This is a genomic window from Shewanella sp. MF05956, assembly GCF_059758055.1.
Window position 1 is genome coordinate 195,723 of record NZ_JCAYNV010000005.1, and the last position, 24,484, is coordinate 220,206.

The window sequence follows — 24,484 nt, forward strand, 5'->3', positions numbered from 1 at the left end:
GCAAATATCAGCGTACTATTGTTTATTAAGACTCTCTAATAAGGGCAAGATTTTACTGACTTTATCAAAGCTTTCTTGATATTCCGCTTTCGCATCAGAATCCGCCACAATACCGCCACCAGCCCAACAATAAATACGGTTTTGCTCGGTCACTAAGGTGCGAATGGTAATACTGGTGTCCATATTACCGTCCTGGCTGATGTAACCAATACTGCCGCAATAAAGATTACGTCTTGATGGTTCTAACTCTTCAATAATTTGCATGGCGCGTATTTTAGGTGCGCCAGTAATAGAACCGCCAGGAAAGGCGGCCTGGAGTAGATCAAAGGCATTATGATCGGCTGCCAGTGTGGCGGTAACTGTGCTCACTAAATGATGCACCGCAGGAAAGCTTTCAATCGCGAATAATGTCGGCACCTTAACACTGCCAGGCGCTGCTACTTTACCTATATCGTTACGCAGTAAATCCACAATCATGACATTTTCAGCGCGATCTTTTTCTGAATGGCTTAGGGTGTCGGCTGCAAGTTTATCCTGAACGGGGTCAATACTACGTGGCAAGGTACCTTTGATTGGCTTTGTTTCAATATGTTTTTGCTGTAACCGTATAAAGCGCTCAGGCGATATCGATAACACACAATGCTCGGGTAAACGCATAAATGCTGAAAAGGGCGCTTGGTTAGCATGCGACAATGCACAATAAGCCTGCCATTCGTCACCTTGATAATGTGCTTCAAAACGCTGGGTTAAATTGATTTGATAGCAATCCCCGCTGAGTAAATACTCATGTACCTGAGCAAACTTTTGTTGGTATTGCTGCTCAGTAAGTTGGTTTTGCCAAGCTGAGGTTAAGGTGAAATCTTGTGTGGCAACGAGAGACCGGTTTTTTAGATTACATTGATTTTTTATTTTTGATTGAATTAAATTCACTTCAGTTTCAAGCGCAAGCTTTCCATTGTAATGGTAAGAAAACCAGCACTTTTTGTCATAGCAATAAATCAAGCAAAAATCGTAAAACCCGATATTCATCTCTTGCAGGTGAATATCTTTGTTGGCTATTTTGGGCAGTTTTTCAATTGTGCGGCCTAAATCATAACCCCATGCGCCAACAGCACCAACACTAAATGGGTGTTCACATGCTTGTTGAGTGGGATAAAGCAAAGTGTGAATGTGGGCTAAGTTTTCAAGGGGTGACTGCGCAGCATAAGGCGTAATATTCAGTTGTCCAATATCGTGATGGATCGGGGTAAATTGGCACTGGCCTTCATCGCTGGTTAAGGTCGCTATAGGATTAAAGGCAATAATGTCAAACTTCGCATCCGGGTGCGCGGCATTGGCGGAGTCGAGTAATATGGCCCAGGGGTTATCACTAAATAATGCAAACAGTTGTTTAGTGTCAATTTCCCAATCTAATTTTTGCCCATAGAGTGCGTTTTTTACCCGCGCAAACATCGATTACCCTTATCTAAAAATGTGATGTAGCCCAAAAAGGATGGAAAGAGTATCATATTGGTCTAAATAGTTAACCTCGTTTGGTAGCCGTTTAATGACGCGTGATTGAGTCAGTTAATAATAACGAGATGGTTACCCAAACGTTTCTGTTGATAAAGATAATAATGTTAGGCCGCAATGGCTGCTGGAGCGCCCCATATGTCGAGCAATACCCCTACAACGATTTCCAATACTCCTGTTGTAATTAAACAGGCCGACTTTATTGAGAGTATCGCTGATTCACTGCAATACATTTCTTACTATCACCCAAAAGATTTTGTTGATGCGATGTTCAATGCTTACAAGCGTGAACAAAGTGCTGCAGCTAAAGATGCGATTGCACAAATCTTAATTAACTCGCGCATGTCAGCAGAAGGTAAGCGTCCGCTGTGTCAAGACACCGGTATTGTGACCACATTTGTTAAAATTGGTATGTCTGTACAGTGGGATAAAACAGACATGACAGTACAAGAAATGGTCGATGAAGGTGTTCGTCGCGCTTACACCAATCCAGATAACCCATTGCGTGCATCGATTGTCGCCGATCCTGCTGGCACACGTAAAAACACCAAAGACAACACCCCGTCAGTGGTACACATTGATATGGTTGCCGGCAATCAAGTTGAAGTAATGATTGCAGCAAAAGGCGGCGGTTCTGAAAACAAATCTAAAATGGCAATGTTAAATCCGTCAGATGATATTGCTGCCTGGGTTGAAAAAACCTTACCGACTATGGGCGCAGGTTGGTGTCCACCAGGCATGCTCGGTATAGGTATTGGCGGCACGGCTGAAAAAGCCGCGGTAATGGCAAAAGAGTCATTAATGGATCCGGTTGATATTCACGAGTTAATGGCGCGCGGCGCAGAAACAACTGAAGAGAAGTTACGTCTCGATATTTTTGAGCGTGCTAACAATTTAGGCATAGGCGCTCAAGGTTTAGGTGGTTTAACCACAGTGCTAGACATTAAAATCAAATCAGCGCCAACTCATGCAGCATCTAAGCCTGTCGTGATGATCCCAAATTGCGCGGCAACCCGCCATGTACATTTTCATTTAGACGGTACAGGCCCAGTTGATTTAGCACCACCATCATTATCTGATTGGCCTGAAATCACTCGCGAAGCGGGCGAGAACACTCACCGTGTCAATCTAGATAACATCACTCAAGCTGAAATCGAAACCTGGAAGAGCGGTGATACCTTATTACTCAACGGTAAAATGCTAACCGGTCGCGATGCTGCGCATAAGCGTATTCAATCGCTATTAGATTCTGGCGAAGGTTTACCTGCAGGAGTTGATTTTACCGGCAAGTTTATTTACTACGTTGGCCCAGTTGATCCGGTTCGTGATGAAGTTGTTGGCCCTGCAGGCCCAACAACGGCAACCCGTATGGATAAATTCACCGACATGATGTTAGACAAAACCGGTCTAATGGGCATGATTGGTAAATCTGAGCGTGGCCCTGAAACCGTGGCTTCAATTAAAAAACACAAAGCAGTTTATTTAATGGCAGTGGGCGGCGCAGCTTATTTAGTGTCTAAAGCGATTAAAAAAGCCCGTGTTGTTGCATTTGAAGACTTGGGAATGGAAGCCATTTACGAGTTTGACGTTCAAGATATGCCGGTTACCGTTGCTGTAGACTCTAATGGCGTTAACGCTCACGAGACAGGACCTGCAATATGGAAAATCAATATTGCAAATAGCAAAGCTAAGTAATCGCAAGCTGCTAGAAAGCATCGATAAGCTTGTTAAACAACAAGATGTCATGTGATAAGACGCTCAAGTTTACAGCTTTTTACAAAAGGCCTGTTGCTTGAGCGTTTTGCTTTCGCTAGTCTGCAATACATATTGATATGTTGATCCTAAATTAGGTTCAGCATGATTTCTACCTAAAACAACTGAGACTCTATAACAATGAAAAAGTCCTCTGTATTATTTGCACTGGTTGCCGCCGGAATGGCAACGTCAGCGCTGGCGGCTGAGCCGACACCTTTTAATGTGCAGCAACTCGTTAATTTAAATAAAGTTCATTCAGCTGCTGTGTCAAACGACGGTAAAAACCTCGTTTATGGCGTTAAAGTCGTTGATGAAAAAGGCGAGGCGAGTTCGGATCTGTACTTGCTCGATTTAAGCAACAAAAACGCTAAACCTAAACAGCTAACGGCTGCTGCGGGTACTGAACATGATGTGAGTTTTTCATTAGATGGGCAGTCGATTTATTTCCTTGCCAGCCGCACGGGTAGCAGTCAGTTATATCAGTTAGCCCTCAACGGTGGCGAAGCCATCGCGGTAACGGATTTACCGTTAGATGTGAATGGCTACAAATTGTCTCAAGATGGCAAGCAAGTTGTTATGACCATGCGCGTGTTTCCTGAGTGTAAAGACTTAGCATGTTCTAAAGACAAGTTTACTGCCATTGATGAAAGCAAAACGTCTGGCCGCGAATATAAGCAATTAATGGTTCGTCACTGGGATACCTGGGAAGACCATGCACGTAACCATTTATTTGTAGCGCAATTAAACGGTAAAAAAATCACTGAGCCAACCAATGTTACCGCTAATCGCGACACTGAAACGCCTCCCAAGCCATTTTCTGGAATGGAAGAAGTGACCTTTACGCCAGATGGTAAATACGTGGTGTATAGCGCAAAAGCGCCAAGTCGCGATCAAGCCTGGACAACCAATTATGATTTATGGCAAGTACCTGTGGCAGGTGGCGACACGGTTAATTTAACCGAAGCCAACACGGCATGGGACTCACAGCCAACGTTTTCTGCTGATGGTCGCTATTTGGCGTACTTAGCCATGACCAAGCCAGGTTATGAAGCAGACCGTTACCGCATCATGTTACGTGACAATGTCACAGGACAAGAAAAAGAAGTCGCGCCTCTATGGGATCGCAGTGCAAGTTCGCTTAATTTCAGTGCCGATGGTCGTACTTTATATGTCACCGCTCAAGATGTGGGTCAGGTCACTATTTTTGAAGTGAACACTCAATTTGGTGATGTGCGTCCTATTTATAATCAAGGCAGCAATAGTTTAATCGCGGTCACTAACAACAAATTGATTTTCCAAAAGTCATCACTTGTTGAACCAGGTGATTTATACAGCGTGACGGCAGAAGGTGAGCAACTTACTAAACTAACTGACGTCAACAAAGATAAATTGGCCAATATTAAATTTGGCGAGTTTGAACAATTCAACTTTAAAGGTTGGAATGATGAAACCGTTCATGGTTACTGGATAAAACCGGCTAATTATGAAGAAGGTAAAAAATACCCAATCGCGTATTTAGTGCACGGTGGCCCACAAGGTTCATTTGGCAATGGATTCAGTGGTCGTTGGAATGCCCAGCTTTGGGCTGGCGCAGGTTATGGCGTAGTGATGGTCGACTTCCACGGTTCTACCGGTTATGGCCAAGCATTTACTGACTCAATCGGTAAAGATTGGGGCGGCAAGCCACTGGAAGATCTTAAAAAGGGCATGGCGTCAGTCACTGCTCAGCAACCCTGGTTAGATGCAAACAATGCTTGTGCATTAGGTGGCTCATACGGTGGATACATGATGAACTGGTTCCAAGGTAAATGGAACGATGGTTTCAAGTGTCTTGTTAACCATGCGGGTCTATTTGACATGCGTTCAATGTACTACGTAACAGAAGAGCTATGGTTCCCAGAATATGAATTTGGCGGTTCGTACGACAAAAACAAAGAACTGTTTGAGAAGTTTAACCCAGTTAACTATGTTGAAAACTGGAAAACGCCAATGTTAGTCATTCACGGTGAAAAAGATTACCGCGTACCTTATGGTCAAGGCCTGGCGGCATACACTTACATGCAACGTAATGGTATCCCATCTGAGTTGTTAGTGTTCCCTGATGAAAATCACTGGATTTTAAACCAGGACAACCTGCAACAATGGTACAAAAATGTACTCGGTTGGATGGATCGCTGGACAGCAAAATAGTCATTACGATGAACTGACGCAATACCGTTAATATGACTTAACGGTAAGACTCAATTAAACAGAGATGTCACCTAAGGTGGCATCTCTTTTTTTATGAGAAAAAATAACAGTAATGTTAGTATTTTTCATCATGATGGTTTTATGTTCAATGTTATGATTTGTTGCTTATCGACATATCTTTAAGGTATACAGCCACTAAAATCGTTTTATGGGTATATATTCAGCAATAATGAGAGTGAACAGACATAAAAACTCAGTAGAGTATTATCTACTGCACTTTCCTTAGGGATATATGACTAACAGGTTCTCATCGCTTAAGAATTTAGTCACTAACCAATGTTAATTAAATTGCAGATAACGGGGTAGATGTCTATTTTATGCACTACTCTGTTTGTCTTAAAATATAGTAAAAGAACAAGAAATTATCCAAGTCATAAAAAAGAAACTCATTGTGGTAGTTAAATGAACTGATGTTTATTCTAGAACGGTAAACGTGCCCTATATGCCAAATTAATAATAAATAATTAGAAAAAAAATTTATAAGTTATATACAATCTCTACCATTGGATATCAGATCAATTATTTTTACCTTTAAGCAGATAGCATAACTTTAATTTAAGTGGTAGTACTGCAGTATTTTTAATGTATTTTTGTTACATAATAAAATATGCATGATAATAATTGAGTAATTAATCTAAATAAAATGCGTCATAAAAGGCATAGTTTATTTGAGAATACTTTAAATCTTAATAGCATTAGTGGATAAAAATAACTTAAAAATAACTTAAAAATAACTTAAAAATAACTTAAAAATAACTTAAAAATGAGAGTCGTCAAAAGGTGTTTTTTCTAAGCTACTGAAAGGTAACACTTAAAGCTCAAGTTAGAGTTGGCTGTCAATGACTAATTAGATTCATGATTTATTCAAATCATTCAATTTACAATGATCATTACGTATCAACTAACCCTCAATAGAATGCTCCTACCTTCTAAAACATCAATCCTACAAATGGTATTGCTGACAATTTACATGCACTAAACACCAATTTTAAACCTGAGAAGGTCCCGTTTTAGAGTACATATGAATTTGAGTGATTAAATATGGTTGTAAGTGTTGAATGATAATGGTTTTAATGTTTAAATTATGTTGCAAAAAGGAAAAGCCGTTAAGGTTGGTTAAATAAAAAACGATTCGAAGTTTTAATCTTAACGGATGTAATTTAATTACTAATATGAATATATCAGGGAGAATTCATGTTTATAAACTCAAAGTTATCACGCTCTATACGCCTTGCTATGGCAATGGGAACCGTTGCTACTCTAGCATTACCAGTCTATGCAGCAGATGAAATTAATGATGATGAAAAAATCGAGAAGATTGCCGTTACAGGCTCTCGTATTGCAAAAGCGGAATTAACTCAACCAGCTCCTATTGTGAGTATTTCTTCAGAAGAGTTAGCCAAATTTGGTAATTCAGATTTAGCGAGCGTTCTTTCAGAACTACCGTCAATTGGCGCAACTAACACTATTATTGGTAATAATAATAGTAATTCTGAAGCCGGTGTCAGTTCAGCAGATTTACGCCGTTTAGGTTCGAATAGAACATTGGTTCTTATAAATGGCAAACGACATGTTGCAGGTTCAGCTGGTTCGGCACAGGTAGATTTGTCAACGATCCCAGCAAGTCTAATCGACAGAGTTGATATTGTTACTGGTGGTGCATCTGCTATTTATGGTTCTGATGCGGTATCTGGTGTTATCAATATTATATTAAAAGATAACTATGAAGGTTTTGAATTCAATGCAACTGCTTCCGATTCTTTAGAAGGAGTAGGTACGAAAGACCATTCATTTGATATTTTAGCGGGTGCAGACCTTTCTAATGGTAAAGGTAATGTCACGTTCTTTGCCGGATACGACAGGACCAAAGAAGTCATGTCTGAAGATATTCGTCAGTTTGAAGGTTGGGGCACAGTTGCCAATCCTGCCGATACTGGTGAAAACGACGGTATTCCTGATAGGTTAAGAAGACGAAATGTTTCTTCTGAAATGATCCATGCAAATGGTGTTGCTAACGCATTCGGTGGTGCTGCAGGACGTTGGGTCTTCGATGACGCAGGCAATCCTCTTGTGCAAACAGAGCGTGATTTGTCGAATAGTTTTGCATTCGGTTCTTTCCCTGATGGCTGCGATTATTGTTTTAATGGTGAGGATTATGAAAACTACACTCCTGCCGTAGAAAAAATAAATATCGGCTCAACGTTCAACTATGATATCAATGATAATATTAATTTTTACAGTGATGTGAAATATGTACGTTCAGATATTAAGCAACAATTTCAACCATCATTCCGTTTTGGTAATGTAAGTGTCAATGTTCAAGATAATGCATTCCTTGATGCCGGATTAAGACAGACGATGCTTGATGCAGGACAAAGCTCGTTTGGTTTTGCCAAATTCTTTGATGAGCTTGGAAACCGTTCAGCTGATAACGTCCGCGAAACTTTCCGTTATGTGGGTGGAGTACGGGGTGGGTTTACGTTAAGTGAAACCATGTTTGATTATGAAACCTTTTACGTTTATGGCCGTACCGATAACCAACGTAAAACTCTGAATGACCTAATCCCAAATAATTTCCTTGATTCATTAGATTCTGTAATTGATCCTGACACCGGTCTTGCTGCTTGTAGAAGTCAAGTTGAAAGTGCACAACCTGACGGTTATACCAGTAGTGCATCTGTTAATAGCGCAGATTGTGTTGCCTATAATCCGTTTGGACTCAATAATGCTTCTCAAGAAGCAAAAGATTGGATTTCAGCTGATGTAACTCGTCAAGACGTTATAACGCAAGAAGTCATTGGCGGAACACTAACGACTGACTCATCTGAGTTCTTTGAACTTCAAGGTGGCGCTGTCGATGTTGTTGTTGGTTTTGAATATCGAGAAGAAACATCTGAAACAACCACAGATGAATTCACGAAAGCAGGTTTCCTATCCGGTGCAGCGACACCAGATGCATTTGGTGAATATGATGTAAGTGAATATTTTATCGAAATAAATGTTCCTTTAATTAAAGATATGACTCTTATCCATGAGTTAAGTGTTGATGCAGCTTATCGTTCAGCTGATTATTCTCACGCAGGTAAAACTGAAGCATGGAAAGTTGGCATGTTCTACTCGCCAATCGAAGAGTTAAGCTTACGTGGAACAATCGGTGAAGCGGTTCGTGCGCCTAATATTGGTGAGGCTTTCGATCCTGTGTCGCCAGGTTTTGCTACAGTGAGTGACCCATGTGATGCCGATAATATCAATGACGATCCTGATCGAGTAGCTAACTGTGCGGCAATAGGAGTACCTAGCGGTTTCCAAGCCAACGATAACGTCAGTGTAGATACATTATCTGGTGGTAACCCAGAGTTAAAGTCAGAAAGTTCTTCATCAATGACTTTAGGCTTAGTTTGGGTGCCTACATTTGTTGATAACTTATCTTTTACAATAGATTATTACGATATTGATATTGAAGATGCTATTCTATTTGTTGATGCTCAAGATATTGCTGATAACTGTGTAGATGCTACAGGTGGACCAGATGCCGGTTATTGTTCGCAAATAGACCGTAACGCATCAAATGACATCGAATTAGTGCGTTCAGGGTACTTAAATGCTTCTGCTATCTACACTAAAGGTTTAGAATTTCAAGCAAGTTATAAAATGGATATGTCCACTTTTGACATGCCTGGTGAGCTAAGTTTTGGCCTTTTAGGTAACCACTTGATTGAACTTGAACGTTTTGAATTCCAAGACCGTCCTGATGAAATCAATGATGAGAAAGGTGAAGTCGGCGATCCAGAGCTTCAATTACGTATGACTATCGATTATCGTATTGATGACCTCCAACTTAGTTGGGCAACGCGTTATATTGATCGTGTCGTAACCTATGATGTGTCACCAAATGGTGGTTCACCTGAAGATTTAGCTCAAGGTTGGGTGCCATCACTTACCACTCATGATTTTACTGCTTCATATCGCGTGAGTGATAATCTATTTGTTAATGGCGGTATTCGAAATGTATTCGATAAACTACCTCCAGGATATACAAATGACGCTTTATATGATCTAGTAGGTCGTCGTGCGTTTGTAGGAATGAAAGTTAACTTCTAATTTAAGTTGATTAAGTTAGTTGGTTATTAAATTAAAGGGCTGCATTTTTTGTAGCCCTTTTTTTGTCAAAATGTTAAGTGAATATGCTGCAAAAATTTAAAAATAGTAATAACCTAATAAATCAGTCTGATAGATTTTGTGCGAATTATATTAATGAGTTTCCCGCATGTTCGCATTAGCTTTTTTATGGCAAAATGGCTCTGAAATAACAAAAAATCTCATTATGTAAATCCACATGTTTCGGCTACATTAGCGCGCTCAGAATTGAGCTTCAAATCAGGTAATATCAAGAGGGTTTAGTTAGTGGATTTTATGCTTTATATCAAGTTCTTCTTAGGACTGTTAGCGATTATCAATCCGGTAGGATTATTGCCTGTATTTGTGAGCTTAACCAGCCATCAAACTGAAGCTGATCGCCAAAATACTAATCGTGATGCAAATATTGCCGTAGTGATCATTTTATTGGTGACAGCAATAGCAGGGCATTACATTCTTAGTATGTTCAGTATTTCATTATCGGCTTTTCGTATTGCCGGTGGTAGCTTGATTTGTATTATTGCGATGTCGATGTTGCAAGGTAAAATCAGTGAAGTGAAACGTAACCAGGAAGAAGACCGTGAGTCTTCAGGTATGGAATCTGTTGCAGTTGTGCCATTGGCTTTGCCATTAATGGCTGGTCCCGGTGCCATTAGTGCGGTGATTGTGTTTGCAGCGGAGCATCACCAAATAACCAACTACATTGGTATGTTTTTAACCATTATTACCTTAGGCCTTGTAAGTTGGGGTTTATTCCGCATGGCGCCAATGCTGTTTAAACTATTAGGTAAAACTGGCATTAACGTAATTACCCGTCTAATGGGTCTACTGATGTTGTCTTTAGGCATTGAAGTGATCGCCGCAGGTGTTAAAGGCTTATTTCCAACCTTAATTGGGTAGATTTTGCCTAAGTTGCCGAGCATTTGTGCAAACGCTTGATAGTGGGGTAATTTAGCTTGACCCGCTATCGGCATTTGCGTAAAGTACGCCACGATTAACATCACAGCTGCTATAGCACGTTAACGTCTACAACAATGTGATGGTTTATTAAATATGCAAGGTTAGATTGATAACGCGTATATTTAATGAAAACGAATAAATGGATTTGAATATGTCATGTATTTGAATCCGACAAATTGGTGAGCTGGCTGAGTGGCTGAAGGCGCACGCCTGGAAAGTGTGTTTAGGTTTATCCCTAACGAGAGTTCGAATCTCTCGCTCACCGCCAAATATGAAAAAAGACGTCTTCGGACGTCTTTTTTCATTTCTAATAGATTATTTTCACTCAAGTGTATTGACCTATGAGTGAATGCTATACTGACCCCACGCTATTTTTTATCCTACTTATTGAGTACTCATTTCATGCCATTTTCGACACTTGGATTACGCGACACTATTGTCAAAGCCTTAGCTGAAGTGGGTTATAGCAACCCAACGCCTATTCAACAACAAACCATTCCGGTGATTTTACAAGGTAAAAACCTACTTGCCGCCGCGCAAACCGGTACCGGTAAAACCGCGAGTTTTGTGTTGCCAATATTAGAACGTTTAGCCGACACGCAAACGGAACGCAAAAAGCGCATTCGCGCCCTCATTTTAACGCCTACCCGTGAACTTGCTGTACAGATCCAAAGTAACATAGTGGCTTATGCCAAACATGTGGGTGTGAGCTCGTTTGTGATTTATGGTGGTGTTGATGAAAAGCCGCAAAAACAAGCGTTGCTCGACGGTGTCGATATTTTAGTGGCAACCCCTGGGCGTCTTCTCGATTTATACACCCAGCGTGCCGTGCATTTTGACGAAGTCGAAGTATTAGTGCTCGACGAAGCTGACCGCATGTTAGACATGGGCTTTATTGAAGACATCAATAAAATCATTGATAAACTGCCATCAGAACGTCAAAGCTTATTGTTTTCTGCAACACTGTCGAACCAAGTTCGTGCACTGGCTAAAACGGCTATTCATCGCCCTGTTGAAATCTCAGTGATTGCTGATAAAAACTCAGCGCCAAAAATCTCACAATGGTTAACCACGGTTGATAAAGACAAAAAATCTGCTTTATTAAGTCATTTGATTAAAACCGAAGCCTGGGACCAAGCGCTTATTTTTATTGAAACTAAGCAAGGTGCCGCCAAGTTAGTCAGCCAATTAGAAAAACGTGATATCGAGGCGGAATGCATACACAGTGGCCGCAGTCAGCCTGTGCGTGAACAAATTTTAGCAGATTTTAAATCGGGTAAAATTAAGTATCTGGTTGCGACAGGGATTGCATCTCGCGGTATCGATATTGACGATTTATCACGGGTGATTAACTACGACTTACCCTTTCCTGCGGATGATTATATTCACCGTATTGGTCGTACAGGCCGTGCAGGTGCGGCTGGTGAAGCGATATCCTTTGTCTCTAAAGATGATTTTAAGAACTTGTGCATGATTGAGAGCCGTTTAGGTCATTTGCTAGAACGTAAAGTCATTGATGGATTTGAGCCGAATAAGCCGGTGCCAGAGTCTATTCTCAATCACATGCCTAAAAGTCGTCAAAATAAGCCCAAAACGCAGGATGAAAGACCGACATTAAGTTTAGGTAAATCTAAAAGCGATAACACAGATTTTAGAAAAGCCAAAACTCAGAAAGCGCCTGTAAAGAAAGGACCAAAGCCAAATCCTTGGAATCTATAAACTTATTGCTTATTGCTTATGGATTAAAGGTTCACTCATGAGGCGCTTACACGTTAAGCGCTTTAGTAATGATATTGTGACCAGTTAACTCGTGGTTTTTGCAGACAGGCAAGGGCAGTCATCTGGCAGTACCATTCGCAGCGCGTGTGGTACAACTTCAAAACGCATTTGCTTACTTGGGTATGGCTCGCCATCAAGATTAAGTGGCAACTCAATCGGGAAATCGATTTCAAGCCAACGAGTTTGAAAATGATAACAAAATTTCGCTTCACCACTTAGAGTGGATATTTCCTCTATCACGGTGGGAATGTCTAAAGGCGAAAAAGACTTCAACAAGGTTACATCCATCAAACCGTCATCAATATATGCTTTTGGTGCTAACAGCTGTCCACCACCCGCTTGACGGCCATTACACATCGCACCAACCACAATCTCGCCTTCAAACCTTCCTTTAACGGTTGTGATGCTTCCTTGATAAGGCTTAAATCCTAGCGCTTTAGCCAATCCGGTTAAGGTATAAGCGCCGCCACCTAAAAAATCTTTTAACTCGCTTGGCGTTTCGGCAGTGACTTGTGCGCCAAAACCTGCAACCGCAGCGTTTATAAAATACTGCGGTGTGGTGTGGGTATCATCAAGATTTGATGCGTTAATCACATCAACATAAAACGCGTTACCTGTAATAGCCAACCGCAAAGCTGATGGAATGTGTACAGGGATATGGCAAGCGCTAGCAAAATCATTTGCGGTGCCTAAAGGCAATAAAGCCAGCGCTATGTTATTTGCAGGAGCGTCAGTGAGTTGCAACGCAGTGACGGCTTCGTTTAAGGTTCCATCACCGCCGCCCACAACAATTCGTGCAACATTATCGTTAATCGCTTCATCGATAAAACGCTGCATATCAGCGTGTTCCCACGTAACCCGAACATCGATAATATGACCTTCATCCCGAAGCAGCATAACGGTTTGTCTTATCTCGGCAATCGCCGCTTTTTTACCGTTAAGGATCAGTCGAATGTGGCTCGCTTGCATGGTGTTTTCCTTCATAGATACACGCAATAGGGTAGACGATAAAGATAACGAGTGAATGGCTCAAATGGATATCTATTTATTGACGGCATAAGTATCATTTAGTGTCACAAAAGATGTCTAGTTGCTGCAAATAGTAAACGAACATGGTTAACTATGGACATTGTGAGAATCAATTTTTCGACTTGAGCGTTAACCAGATAGTTAACGCCATGTAAGCGACGATTAAACACCAATTAAAAATACAAAAACGATAAACTTAGGGATATAAAATGAATAAAGCATTATTGCCGTTGGCTGTCTCATTTGCACTCGCCAGTTTGCTAGGCTGTAGCGACAATCAAACGAGTGTAGCAACTGAGCAAACTACAGCAACAAAAGACGTTACCACACCAGTAGCCGCAGTAGAATTAAACTTTAACGATTATTCACAACAGTTTATTGATGAGTTATGGACACTGTCGCCAACATGGGCGCTTTACAGTGGTAAACACGTAAACGATGGCTACCTTGATATTCCGAATCAGCAGAGCCGTGACAGCACATTGGCTTTTGTTGATAAACAGGAAACCGCACTGGCACAATTTGATCCATTAACGTTAACGGCTAATCAGCAGATTGATTATAAATTACTGGTTAACCTTATTGAGTCGATGAAGTGGGATGTACAACGTTTTAAAAGCTGGCAATGGGATCCGTCTAACTACAATGTGTCCGGTGGCTTTGCGCAAATCATTAACGAAGATTTTGCCCCTCTAGATGAACGTTTAACCTCCGTTATTGCCCGATTAGAAAATGTACCTGCTTATTACGAAGCGGCAAGAGCTAACATTAGTGATCCAACACTGGAGCATACTCAATTAGCCATCATGCAAAACCAAGGTGCGTTTTCAGTATTGTCTGATGCGCTTGTTAAACAAGTCGCAGACTCTGGCTTAACGGCAGAACAAAAAGCGTTGTTTACCTCACGTTTTGATGCGGCTACTGCTGCGATAACCCAGCACATTGAATGGTTAACGGCACTTGAAGTCAAACTGACCAAAGATGGCGCGCGAGATTTTCGTATTGGCGAAACCTTATACGAAGAAAAGTTTGCCTTTGATATTCAGTCTGGGATGACAGCAAAACAGCTATTTGACAAAGCGGTTGCGGACAAAAATCAAATCCAGCAAGAAATGGCTAAAATCACCACCCAAATATGGTCTAAGTACATCAACACGCCACAGCCAACAGATGACAAATTGGCCATTCGTCAGTTAATCGATGTGTTATCGGCTAAACATGTTAAACGCGAAGATTTTGTGCAAGAAGTACGCAAACAAATTCCTGAACTGATTAAGTTTGTTAATGACAAGCAATTAGTCACCCTCGACCCTAAAAAGCCGTTAATCGTACGTGAAACTCCAGAATACATGCGCGGGTTTGCAGGAGCGTCAATCAGTGCGCCAGGGCCTTACGATCAAGGCGGTAATACCTACTATAACGTATCGCCGTTAGATGGCATGAGCGATGAATCTGCAGAAAGCTATTTACGTGAATATAATCATTGGATTTTACAGGTGCTTAATATTCATGAGGCGATCCCGGGTCATTACACCCAGCTTGTGTATTCAAACCAATCACCAAGCCTGGTAAAAAGCTTGTTTGGTAACGGAGCGATGGTTGAAGGTTGGGCGGTATACACTGAGCGCATGATGTTAGAAGAGGGCTATGGTGATTTTGAACCTGAAATGTGGCTGATGTATTACAAGTGGAATTTACGGGTTATTTGCAACACCATTCTTGATTACAGCATCCAGGTTAATGGTATGGGCGAACAAGACGTGATCAATTTACTCGAAAACGAAGCGTTCCAACAACGCGCAGAAGCTGAAGGGAAATGGCGCCGTGCAACGTTAAGCCAGGTCCAGTTAACGAGCTATTATGCTGGCTATCGTGAAATTTATGATTTCCGTGAGCAGCAAAAAGCCAAGTTAGGTGATGATTTTGACTTAAAACAGTTCCATGAAACGTTTTTAAGTTATGGCAGTGCGCCAGTTAAGTTCATTAAGCAGTTAATGAGCGAAAAATAATCGTCAAAGCTGCGTGAGTGTAAATAAAATGGTCTGAATGTTCAGGCCATTTTTTATGCCTGATGAAAATGAATGCCCATATTGTGATGTAGGAACATAGTCAGTTGTTAATTGTTGTGATAATCTAAATAGAAATCGTTATCATTAAGTGGTTGGGCATGAAACACATTCTATTAATTGATCTACATTCTGCAACTCATGAGTTATTTCATCAACTTAGCGCGCAAGGGTACTATGTCAATCAAGTCGATAACGCCTTTGATGCACTGATCAAAATGGAAACGTTAACCCTGGAAGCCATATTACTTGATTTTTCTGTGCCTAAAATGGATTCCTTTTGGTTATTGATAGCCCGACAAGCCCCGACGCCGATTATTGTCATTGCAGATGCGAACAATGAACTTGAGCGTATTAATGCACTTGAGTTGGGTGCCGACGATTATTTGAGCCAACCAGTTAATGTTCGTGAGTTACAACTGCGCCTAAATGTGCTGAAGCGCCGTTCGCATCCCGCGATTAATGACGTAAAACCTCCCCAAATTAGCTTTGAAGACGACACCTATACGGTCAATTTAGTGGATAACGCGTTAGTGTTAACACAAACTGAATATCGCTTGTTTAAGTATTTATTTGAACATCAGGGTGAGGTCGTGACAAAAGCGGAATTACAACAACGGGTACTTCACAAAGAACATGGCCGGTTTGATCGTAATTTAGACATGCACATCAGTAATACTCGGCGTAAGTTAGTTAAAGGCAATCTGCCTAGAGAAATGATCAATACCGTACGTGGACAAGGCTACAGCTTTAGCTTTTAAAAGGTTCACACCAATAGCCGCATTTGATAAGCTATGGCGCATAAAATAAGGTATATACCGAGTTCAGGTTAAATATAAGCGCAAGCAAATTAAAGGAAATTCCAATGCGGATCAGTGCAAACTTTGACGGTGGCAATATTAACGTCATCAAGATCGACAAACACGATGACATTCAACTCGCTATTCGTCCTGACTTTGGCGATGAATTCTATCAATGGTTTAATTTCCGTTTAGAAGGTGAAGTCGGTCAAACTTATACCTTAAATATCCTTAACGCAGGCACTGCATCTTATCCAAAAGGCTGGGAAGATTATCAAGCAGTGGCAAGTTACGACCGTCAAACCTGGTTTAGACTGCCAACGCAATATGAAAATGGCGTACTCACTATTCAAGCCGAGCTAGACTGTGAAGCAATGCAAATTGCCTACTTTGCACCTTACAGCTACGAGCGTCACCTAGACCTCATTAGTGAAGCCCAATTACACCCATCAGTGAGTCTTGAGCATTTAGGCTTAACCTTAGATGGTCGTGACATGACGTTGCTAAAAATTGGTGATGGCGACTCAGACAAGAAAAATATCTGGATTACTGCACGTCAACATCCTGGCGAAACCATGGCAGAATGGCTAGTCGAAGGTTTACTCAACCGTTTACTAGACGGCGATTGCCCAACGTCTAAAGCGCTGTTAGACAAGGCAAATTTTTATATCGTACCGAATATGAACCCAGACGGAAGTGCACGTGGTCATTTACGTACCAATGCTGTGGGCACCAATTTAAACCGTGAATGGCAAACGCCGAGCCTAGAAAAAAGCCCAGAAGTGTATTATGTAGTGAACAAAATGCAGCAAACTGGCGTAGATCTATTTTACGATGTGCATGGTGATGAAGGTTTACCGTATGTATTTTTAGCGGGTTGTGAAGGTGTGCCAAATTACAATGATAAAATGGCCGCATTACAACAACAGTTTGTTAGCGCTTTAACCATTGCCAGTGCGGATTTCCAAACTGAATTTGGTTATGACAAAGACGAGCCTGGTAAAGCTAATTTAACAGTGGGTTCTAACTGGGTAGCAAATACATTTTCATGTTTATCTAATACATTAGAAATGCCGTTTAAAGACAACGCAAACCTAGCCGATCCATTTGTTGGTTGGTCTCCAGAGCGCAGTATTTATTTAGGCGAGGCTTCATTGGTAGCCATGCTCGCTGTCGTTGATAGCTTATAATCTCAATTGAACTCAGCAGGAACGGTATAACATGGCGTTAGTTGCATGCCCTAAATGTCAAAAACGTATTTCCAGCCAAGCCAAACAATGTCCGCATTGTAAAACTGATTTGTCTGGTAACACGCAATCTTTGTCTGTTATTAGTCATATAGAGCGTTCAAACAGTTTAATGAACCAAAGTTTTATCTATTTGACCTTATTCATTGCAGGTGTAGTGGTGTGGTTTTGGGGCGGCGAACCTGCTCAAGGTGTCACCTTGTACTTAGCTGTGGCCAGCTTTGTGGCAGGTTTTACAGGTTACTTGATCACTCGGATCAGAATTGTGTTACATAAACGGAAATCAGTATGAACGATATCAATAAAGTCATCGATGAAATGCCAGATGAAGTGTACCAGCGTTTATTGTCTGCCACTGAATTAGGTAAATGGGATGACGGAACTGTGTTGACCGAGCAGCAGCGAGAATCAACGTTACAAGTCGTGATGATGTATCAAGCGCGTAAGTTGAATCAAACGGAGCATTTTACCATCGCATCAGGTGGTAACATTAATGAACTGTCTAAAACTGAATTGAAAAAACAGTTTAAAGGTGAAGCGATTGCTGAGTTTAAAGAAGCAGACCTGTAATTTATCCATTGCTAGCAACCGATAAATTCTGCGTAGAGTACGACCGCTCACTACCATGAGTGAAATTAATTGATGAAAAATGCGAACCGCTAGGTTCGCATTTTTATTTTTTATAGGATATAAAATCAATGATTTATTGATTATCCTTCAGTAAGCTCACCAATCAGATTTTGTTGCATACGCTGTTTTATTTGATTTGATGTCAAACCAATTGATAGTAAATAATGCAGTTTAGCGAGTGCGGCTTCAATGGTCATGTCTGATCCGCTAATCACGCCAGCTTGAGCCAGTGCATTACCCGTCGCATAACCGCCCATATTGACTTTCCCCTGAAAACACTGCGTTAGGTTCACTAACACAATACCGCGTTCGTCAGCCTGTTTCAGCGTGTCTAACAGTTGTTTATCTTGCGGTGCATTACCAACGCCAAAGGTGAGCAAGATTAAAGCTTTAACGGGTTGCTGCAAGATGTTGATAAAAATTTCAGTTGAAATACCGGGGTATAACGTCACCACGCCAACAGGTTGCGGGCTAATGGTCACCACTTCGAGCGGCTGATCGGTGGGCGCACTGATTTTTCCCGCCTTAAGGTTAATTTTTATGCCAGCCTCTAACAATATCGGAAAGTTCGGTGAAGCAAAGGCATCAAAACCATCGGCATGAGCTTTGGTTGAGCGGTTACCACGGAACAATTTATTATTAAAAAACAAACAGACTTCTGCCACAGGATAGTTCGCAGCAATGTATAACGAATTAAGTAGGTTGGTTTGACCGTCAGAGCGCAATTGCGCTAATGGAATTTGCGAACCTGTCACAATGACGGGTTTGGATAAACCTTGCAACATAAACGACAGTGCCGATGCGGTATATGCCATGGTGTCAGTACCATGCAAAATCACAAAGCCATCGTATTTGTCGTAGTTGGCCTGAATATCATTAGCAATCATTTGCCAATCGGGTGGTGCCATGTTCGATGAGTCGATGAGTGGACTGTATTCGTGGATAACAAAATTAGGCATTTCATCATGATAAAACTCTGGCATAGATTGAACACAATCTGTTAAAAAACCGGCAACGGGTACAAACCCATTCGCAGTTTTTTGCATGCCGATAGTACCGCCAGTATATGCAACGTAAATCGAGCGTTTTGTCATGAAGTTTGGACTCAAATAAAGCAACCATTGAAGATATCGCAAATTATACGAGTTTATTTAACGATACCCAATAAAAAAGCCTGCAATGCAGGCTTTTTTTGAATAATCTTCATCTTATGCGGCTTGGTTATTCTGCAAAAGAGGGTTAACCGTGATTAATAGCTACATTGTTCACAATAAAGGTAAGCATTATTTGGGTCATCAAATTTTGAAAACTCTTCATAAACACCCGCCCATTGCTTAACCATTTTCTCAACCATGGTTGTTTTACCAAAACTTTCTGGCATATATGATGCTGACGCGCCGAGAACTTGTTGCATTAACTGTTGTTCAGCAGATAATTCTTGCTCGATAAGCTTCACATCAAACTTATCCATTTTGGCTAATTCTGCTGCTTTGGCTAATGCCGCTTCCATATCGCCTAATTCATCAACTAACCCTAAGGTCAGCGCACGTTTACCTGTCCAGACGCGGCCTTGAGCAATGCTATCAACCTGTTCTAAGGTCATATGACGCTCTTGCGCCACTAACGAGATAAACTCGTGATAACCGCGTTCAATATGACGTTGAATCACTGCCGCAACTTGTGGACTCAGCTCGCGCGCCGGAGATAAACCGGCCCAGTCTGATGTGGCAACGCCGTCTGATGTAACACCAATATGAGTCAGAGCCTTCTCAAAGGTGGCAAACATACCAAAAATACCAATCGAGCCGGTTAGGGTGGTTGGTGTTGCAATAATATAGTCTGCACTGGCTGCAATCCAATAGCCGCCTGATGCGGCTAAACTGCCCATGCTAACCACAACAGGTTTGCCAGCCGCTTTGAGTGCCAATACTTCTTGGCGAATCTGTTCTGACGCAAATGCACTGCCACCAGGGCTGTCTACACGAAGTACAACCGCTTTTACCTTGTCGTCAAAACGTGCTTTTGTTAGCAGTTCAGAGGTACTGTCGCCACCAATTTGACCCGCAGGTTGCTTGCCGTTAAGGATGTTTCCTTTAGCGACAATTACTGCGACAGAATCATTTTCTATAAACTGTGGTATAGGAGCTGTGACGCTGCGGTAATCATTAAAACTAATTTGACGATAGTTTTTACCATCTTTATCAGCACCTACACGCTGCATCATGGCTAAACGAAACGCATCAGCAGAGACTAATTCGTCAACCCACTTCATGTTAATCGCCATTTGTGCGCTGTCGCCATCGGCTTGCTCTAATTGCTCAAGGTAGGCATCAGTGCTGAGCACCAATTGATCAGGCGCAATTTGACGGTTACTAGCAACAATAGTGGAGTAGCTTTGCCACATGTCGCCGAGTAATACTTTACTGGCTTCTTTGTCTGCTTCAGACATGTCATCACGAATAAATGGCTCAACGGCAGATTTAAACGTACCGACACGGAAGACATGGGTGGTGATGTTCAGTTTTTCGAGTGCCGCTTTGTAATACAAGCGGTAGCGACTTAAGCCATCAAGTGACACCATACCTTTGGTATTTAGATAAATCTTGTCAGCAAAGCTGGCCAAGAAATACTGGTCTTGATCATAACCATTCTCCATGGCAATAACTGACTTGTTGGCAGCTTTAAATTCGGTTAACGCTCCACCAATGGCGGTCATTTTACTGATCCCAGCGCTTTGTAGGTTGGCTAAATCAAGTACGATGCTAGTAATGCGCTTATCTTCTGTCGCATTATTAATGGTGTACAGCACGTCTGCCAATAAGATTTCACCGCTAGGGTCGTTATCCTGGCCCTGGGTTAATGCCGCTTCAAATGGGTCAACATAGTGCTTTTGATCCACAATGCTGCCCGATAAGTTCAGGACTAAAGCGGATTGATCTTCAACCACGACTTCATCTTCACTGCTGAGCACCGCCACAAATATGATGGCTAATACACCAAAAAATATAAAGTTAATTATAAGCTTGCGAATGGTGTTTACCGTATTCCACAACAGTAAAAACATTCTTTTTAAAAACGAGGGTTTAGCGGACATTAGCCACTCCTTTATCAGTCTAATGCAGTCATCCTAACTGAAAATCAACTCAAATGTGAAACTCAATTGTAAAGGTTTTTAACAAACGACCGTTTAAATGATTGAGCAATTCAAATTGTCGTTGTATGCTGGTTTAAATCACTTGTTTAAAAAGGATGTTTGAATGTCGTTTCCACACTTACTAGAACCTTTAGATCTAGGCTTTACACAGCTGAAAAATCGCGTGTTAATGGGCTCAATGCACACAGGCTTAGAAGAAGAAAAAGGCGGATTTGAGAAACTGGCAGCGTTTTATAAAGAACGTGCTGAAGGCGGTGTAGGCTTAATCGTGACCGGTGGTATCGCCCCTAATTTACGTGGGCGTTTAGCGCCTAATGCTTGCCAGTTAAGCTTTTCTTGGCAAGTTAGTAAACATAAAATTGTTACCGATGCAGTACATGATGGCGGCGGAAAAATTTGTATGCAAATATTGCATGCCGGCCGTTACAGTTACCATCCATTCAGTTTAGCGCCGAGCAAAATAAAATCTCCGATCACTCCCTTTACACCATCCGCCATGTCAGGCCGCCAAGTGCGCAGCACCATTAAAGATTATGCCACCAGTGCCGCATTAGCCAAAAAAGCGGGCTATGACGGTGTTGAAGTTATGGGCTCTGAAGGTTATTTGATTAACCAATTTATCAGCACGCGCACTAACAAACGCAGTGACGAGTGGGGCGGCAGTTTTGATAACCGCGCACAATTTCCAGTAAAAATTGTTGAAGCTATTCGTGAAAAAGTCGGTAAAGACTTTATTATTGTGTTCCGCCTATCGATGCTCGATTTAGTTGACAACGGTTCAACATGGGATGAAGTCGTGCAATTAGCCAAGTGGCTAGAGCAAGCCGGGGTCAGCATTATTAATACCGGGATTGGCTGGCATGAAGCGCGTGTGCCGACCATTGCCACAAGTGTTCCTCGTGGTGCATTTTCTTGGGTGACAGAAAGACTTAAAAAAGAAGTCAAGGTGCCGTTAATTGCTACAAACCGAATTAACACCCCTGAAATTGGTGAATCGATTATTGCATCTGGTCAAGCTGACATGGTGTCAATGGCGCGTCCTTTCTTGGCCGATGCTGAATTTGTCAATAAAGCAGCGGCTAATACTCCTGAACTCATCAACACGTGTATTGGTTGTAACCAAGCCTGTTTAGACCACACGTTTTCGATGAAACGTGCCACCTGTTTAGTCAATCCTCGTGCATGTTACGAAACCGAAATCAACTTTACACCCACCACGAATAAGAAACGCATCGCGGTGATGGGCGCAGGCCCTGCAGGGATGGCGTTTTCAGTTTATGCCGCAACTCGGGGCCATGATGTGGTGTTGTTTGAAGCCAAATCTGAAGTCGGTGGTCAGTTTAACTTGGCGCGTAAAATCCCAGGTAAAGAAGAGTTTAACGAAACCATTCGTTACTTTATTAATCAGATTAAATTACACAAGATTGATTTACGTTTAAACACTAAATTGGATGCTGCTGTGTTAGCCACTGAAAAGTTTGATGAAGTGGTTATTTCATCTGGTGTGGTGCCGCGCGAACTTAAATTACCGGGCTTTGATAATCCTAAAGTGGTTGATTATCAACAAGTGCTCAATGGTCAGGTTGAAATTGGTCAAACTGTTGCGTTAATCGGTGCTGGCGGTATTGGTTTTGATATGGCGCACTTTTTATGTGAACGTGAATCGACCAGCTTACAAACAGATAAATGGTTACAGCAATGGGGTATCGATAAAACCTACCAACATGCTGGCGGTTTAACCGAAGAGGCTGAACATCATCCGGGTCGTGATGTGTATCTGCTGCAACGTAAAACCACTAAAATGGGCAAAGGCCTGGGTAAAACTACCGGTTGGATCCACCGCAGTGTGTTAAAGCAGCATGAAGTGAAAATGAAAACCGGTGTGAGTTATGAAAAGTTTGATGAGCAAGGTCTGCATATCAAAGTGGGTGAACACTCTGAAATTCTTGCCGTTGATAACGTTGTATTGTGTGCTGGACAAGTGTCTAACACCACATTAGTGGATGAAATGAAAGCCAGTGGCTTACCTGTCCATCTTATTGGTGGAGTAGATGTGGCAGCAGAGCTTGATGCTAAGCGTGCTATCCGTCAGGGTGCTGAGTTGGCCATGGTGATTTAAGTTCAGTTAAGGCTTTTGAGGCATAACCAATAAAAAAACCTAGCAATCATTGCTAGGTTTTTTATTGGCTTAAAATACCCTTAGTACAGGTTATTTTTCACTGTTAAGTGCAGCATCAATGTCTGCAGCACTGTGACGTTCAGCTAAGCTCACATCACCCCATGATGTATTGACAATTTTGCCACGTTGCACACCAGGACGCTGTAATAGTTGGTTAGCCCAACGGACAACATTTTTATAACTGGCAACATCTAAAAACTCTGCAGCGCTATATAAGTTGCCTAATACCAGGTTGCCATACCAGGGCCAAATAGCCATGTCGGCAACGGTAAAGTCTTCGCCGGCGATAAAGGTGTTATTTGCTAATTGCTTATCTAATACATCTAACTGACGCTTAACTTCCATCGCAAAGCGATTGATTGGGTATTCTTGCTTTTCATCGGCGTAAGCATAGAAGTGACCAAAACCACCACCGAGAAACGGTGCCGAGCCTTGCGCCCAGAATAACCAGTTAAACGTTTGCGTTCTTGCTGGGCCAGATTTAGGCAAAAAGTGACCAAATTTTTCTGCTAAATACACTAGAATTGACGCAGACTCGAACACATTGATATCTTCAGCAGCCGATTTATCGACTAATGCAGGGATTTTAGAGTTTGGGTTAACCGCAACAAAGCCAGATGAAAACTGGTCAAGCTCGCTGATATTAATTAAATACGCATCGTATTCCGCTTCTTTTACGCCAAGCGCCAATAGCTCTTCAAGCATAATCGTGACTTTTTGACCATTAGGCGTGCCTAATGAATATAACTGTAATGCATGTTCACCAACTGGCAGAGTCTTTTCAAATCGGGCGCCAGCGACAGGGCTGTTAATATTTGCCCATTTGTTAGCACTACTGGCTTCGTTAACCCACACTTTAGGTGGAACATATTGATTACTCATAAAATCTCCTCAAATTCGATAATGTAATGTCACCATTAAATATGGCGTGATACTAATAATGTGTTGTAAATAATCTTTTTATCATCAATCTGTCGCAATAATCG

Annotated in this window: 16 protein-coding genes and 1 tRNA gene; 12 read left to right on the top strand and 5 right to left on the bottom strand. The window is 41.7% G+C overall.

Features of this window, described 5'->3' with window-relative positions:
- Window positions 1-15: 15 nt before the first annotated feature.
- Window positions 16-1,452: an aminodeoxychorismate synthase component I gene (gene pabB / locus AC19MX_RS07690; RefSeq protein ID WP_498297439.1), complete on the bottom strand. Its 1,437-nt coding sequence runs from the start codon at window positions 1,450-1,452 to the stop codon at window positions 16-18.
- 198 nt (window positions 1,453-1,650) lie between these two features.
- On the opposite strand from pabB, the gene AC19MX_RS07695 reads away from it, so the two are divergent.
- The 6 genes from AC19MX_RS07695 (at window position 1,651) to AC19MX_RS07720 (ending at window position 12,333) form a co-directional block, all read left to right on the top strand.
- Window positions 1,651-3,207 (top strand): fumarate hydratase, encoded by a 1,557-nt coding sequence (locus tag AC19MX_RS07695; RefSeq protein ID WP_498297441.1) that lies wholly within the window; start codon window positions 1,651-1,653, stop codon window positions 3,205-3,207.
- Between the two features lie 198 nt (window positions 3,208-3,405).
- Window positions 3,406-5,457, top strand: coding sequence for a dipeptidyl-peptidase 5 (locus tag AC19MX_RS07700; RefSeq protein ID WP_498297443.1), 2,052 nt, complete (start codon window positions 3,406-3,408; stop codon window positions 5,455-5,457).
- 1,254 nt (window positions 5,458-6,711) lie between these two features.
- Window positions 6,712-9,618, top strand: a complete 2,907-nt coding sequence (locus tag AC19MX_RS07705) for a TonB-dependent receptor domain-containing protein (RefSeq protein WP_498297445.1) — start codon at window positions 6,712-6,714, stop codon at window positions 9,616-9,618.
- A gap of 312 nt (window positions 9,619-9,930) precedes the next feature.
- Window positions 9,931-10,554, top strand: a complete 624-nt coding sequence (locus tag AC19MX_RS07710; protein ID WP_498297447.1) for a YchE family NAAT transporter — start codon at window positions 9,931-9,933, stop codon at window positions 10,552-10,554.
- A gap of 238 nt (window positions 10,555-10,792) precedes the next feature.
- A tRNA-Ser gene (locus tag AC19MX_RS07715) sits at window positions 10,793-10,882 on the top strand.
- A gap of 134 nt (window positions 10,883-11,016) precedes the next feature.
- Window positions 11,017-12,333, top strand: a complete 1,317-nt coding sequence (locus AC19MX_RS07720) for a DEAD/DEAH box helicase (protein WP_498297448.1) — start codon at window positions 11,017-11,019, stop codon at window positions 12,331-12,333.
- 84 nt (window positions 12,334-12,417) lie between these two features.
- Here AC19MX_RS07720 and yegS read toward each other — a convergent pair whose 3' ends face one another.
- Window positions 12,418-13,362 (bottom strand): lipid kinase YegS, encoded by a 945-nt coding sequence (gene yegS / locus AC19MX_RS07725; protein ID WP_432401930.1) that lies wholly within the window; start codon window positions 13,360-13,362, stop codon window positions 12,418-12,420.
- 269 nt (window positions 13,363-13,631) lie between these two features.
- Between yegS and AC19MX_RS07730 the strand changes: the two genes are divergently transcribed.
- From AC19MX_RS07730 to AC19MX_RS07750, 5 genes are all read left to right on the top strand, one after another.
- Complete coding sequence (locus AC19MX_RS07730; protein WP_432401928.1) at window positions 13,632-15,431, top strand: DUF885 domain-containing protein; 1,800 nt, start codon at window positions 13,632-13,634, stop codon at window positions 15,429-15,431.
- A 158-nt stretch (window positions 15,432-15,589) separates the two neighbouring features.
- Window positions 15,590-16,249, top strand: coding sequence for a response regulator transcription factor (locus AC19MX_RS07735; protein ID WP_498297450.1), 660 nt, complete (start codon window positions 15,590-15,592; stop codon window positions 16,247-16,249).
- A gap of 104 nt (window positions 16,250-16,353) precedes the next feature.
- Window positions 16,354-17,478 carry a M14 family metallopeptidase gene (locus AC19MX_RS07740; RefSeq protein ID WP_432401924.1) on the top strand — a complete coding sequence of 375 codons (1,125 nt, stop codon included), beginning with the start codon at window positions 16,354-16,356 and terminating at the stop codon, window positions 17,476-17,478.
- Between the two features lie 31 nt (window positions 17,479-17,509).
- Window positions 17,510-17,827 carry a zinc ribbon domain-containing protein gene (locus AC19MX_RS07745; protein ID WP_160054759.1) on the top strand — a complete coding sequence of 106 codons (318 nt, stop codon included), beginning with the start codon at window positions 17,510-17,512 and terminating at the stop codon, window positions 17,825-17,827.
- Entirely contained in the window at window positions 17,824-18,105 is a 282-nt protein-coding gene (locus AC19MX_RS07750; RefSeq protein ID WP_432401921.1) for a YeaC family protein, read from the top strand. Before AC19MX_RS07745 ends, AC19MX_RS07750 begins: the two co-directional genes overlap by 4 nt.
- Window positions 18,106-18,245: 140 nt before the next feature.
- Here AC19MX_RS07750 and ansA read toward each other — a convergent pair whose 3' ends face one another.
- Together ansA and sppA are read right to left on the bottom strand one after the other, a co-directional pair.
- Window positions 18,246-19,259, bottom strand: coding sequence for an asparaginase (gene ansA, locus AC19MX_RS07755; protein WP_498297452.1), 1,014 nt, complete (start codon window positions 19,257-19,259; stop codon window positions 18,246-18,248).
- A gap of 155 nt (window positions 19,260-19,414) precedes the next feature.
- Complete coding sequence (gene sppA, locus AC19MX_RS07760) at window positions 19,415-21,259, bottom strand: signal peptide peptidase SppA (protein ID WP_498297454.1); 1,845 nt, start codon at window positions 21,257-21,259, stop codon at window positions 19,415-19,417.
- A gap of 163 nt (window positions 21,260-21,422) precedes the next feature.
- Here sppA and AC19MX_RS07765 point away from each other — a divergent pair, with 163 nt between their 5' ends.
- The gene (locus AC19MX_RS07765; protein WP_498297455.1) at window positions 21,423-23,438 is read left to right on the top strand and encodes an oxidoreductase; all 2,016 of its coding nucleotides are present in this window, start codon (window positions 21,423-21,425) and stop codon (window positions 23,436-23,438) included.
- A 90-nt stretch (window positions 23,439-23,528) separates the two neighbouring features.
- Here the strand turns inward: AC19MX_RS07765 and yghU are convergent, their stop codons facing one another.
- Window positions 23,529-24,380 (bottom strand): glutathione-dependent disulfide-bond oxidoreductase, encoded by an 852-nt coding sequence (gene yghU / locus AC19MX_RS07770; RefSeq protein ID WP_498297457.1) that lies wholly within the window; start codon window positions 24,378-24,380, stop codon window positions 23,529-23,531.
- Window positions 24,381-24,484 lie beyond the last annotated feature (104 nt).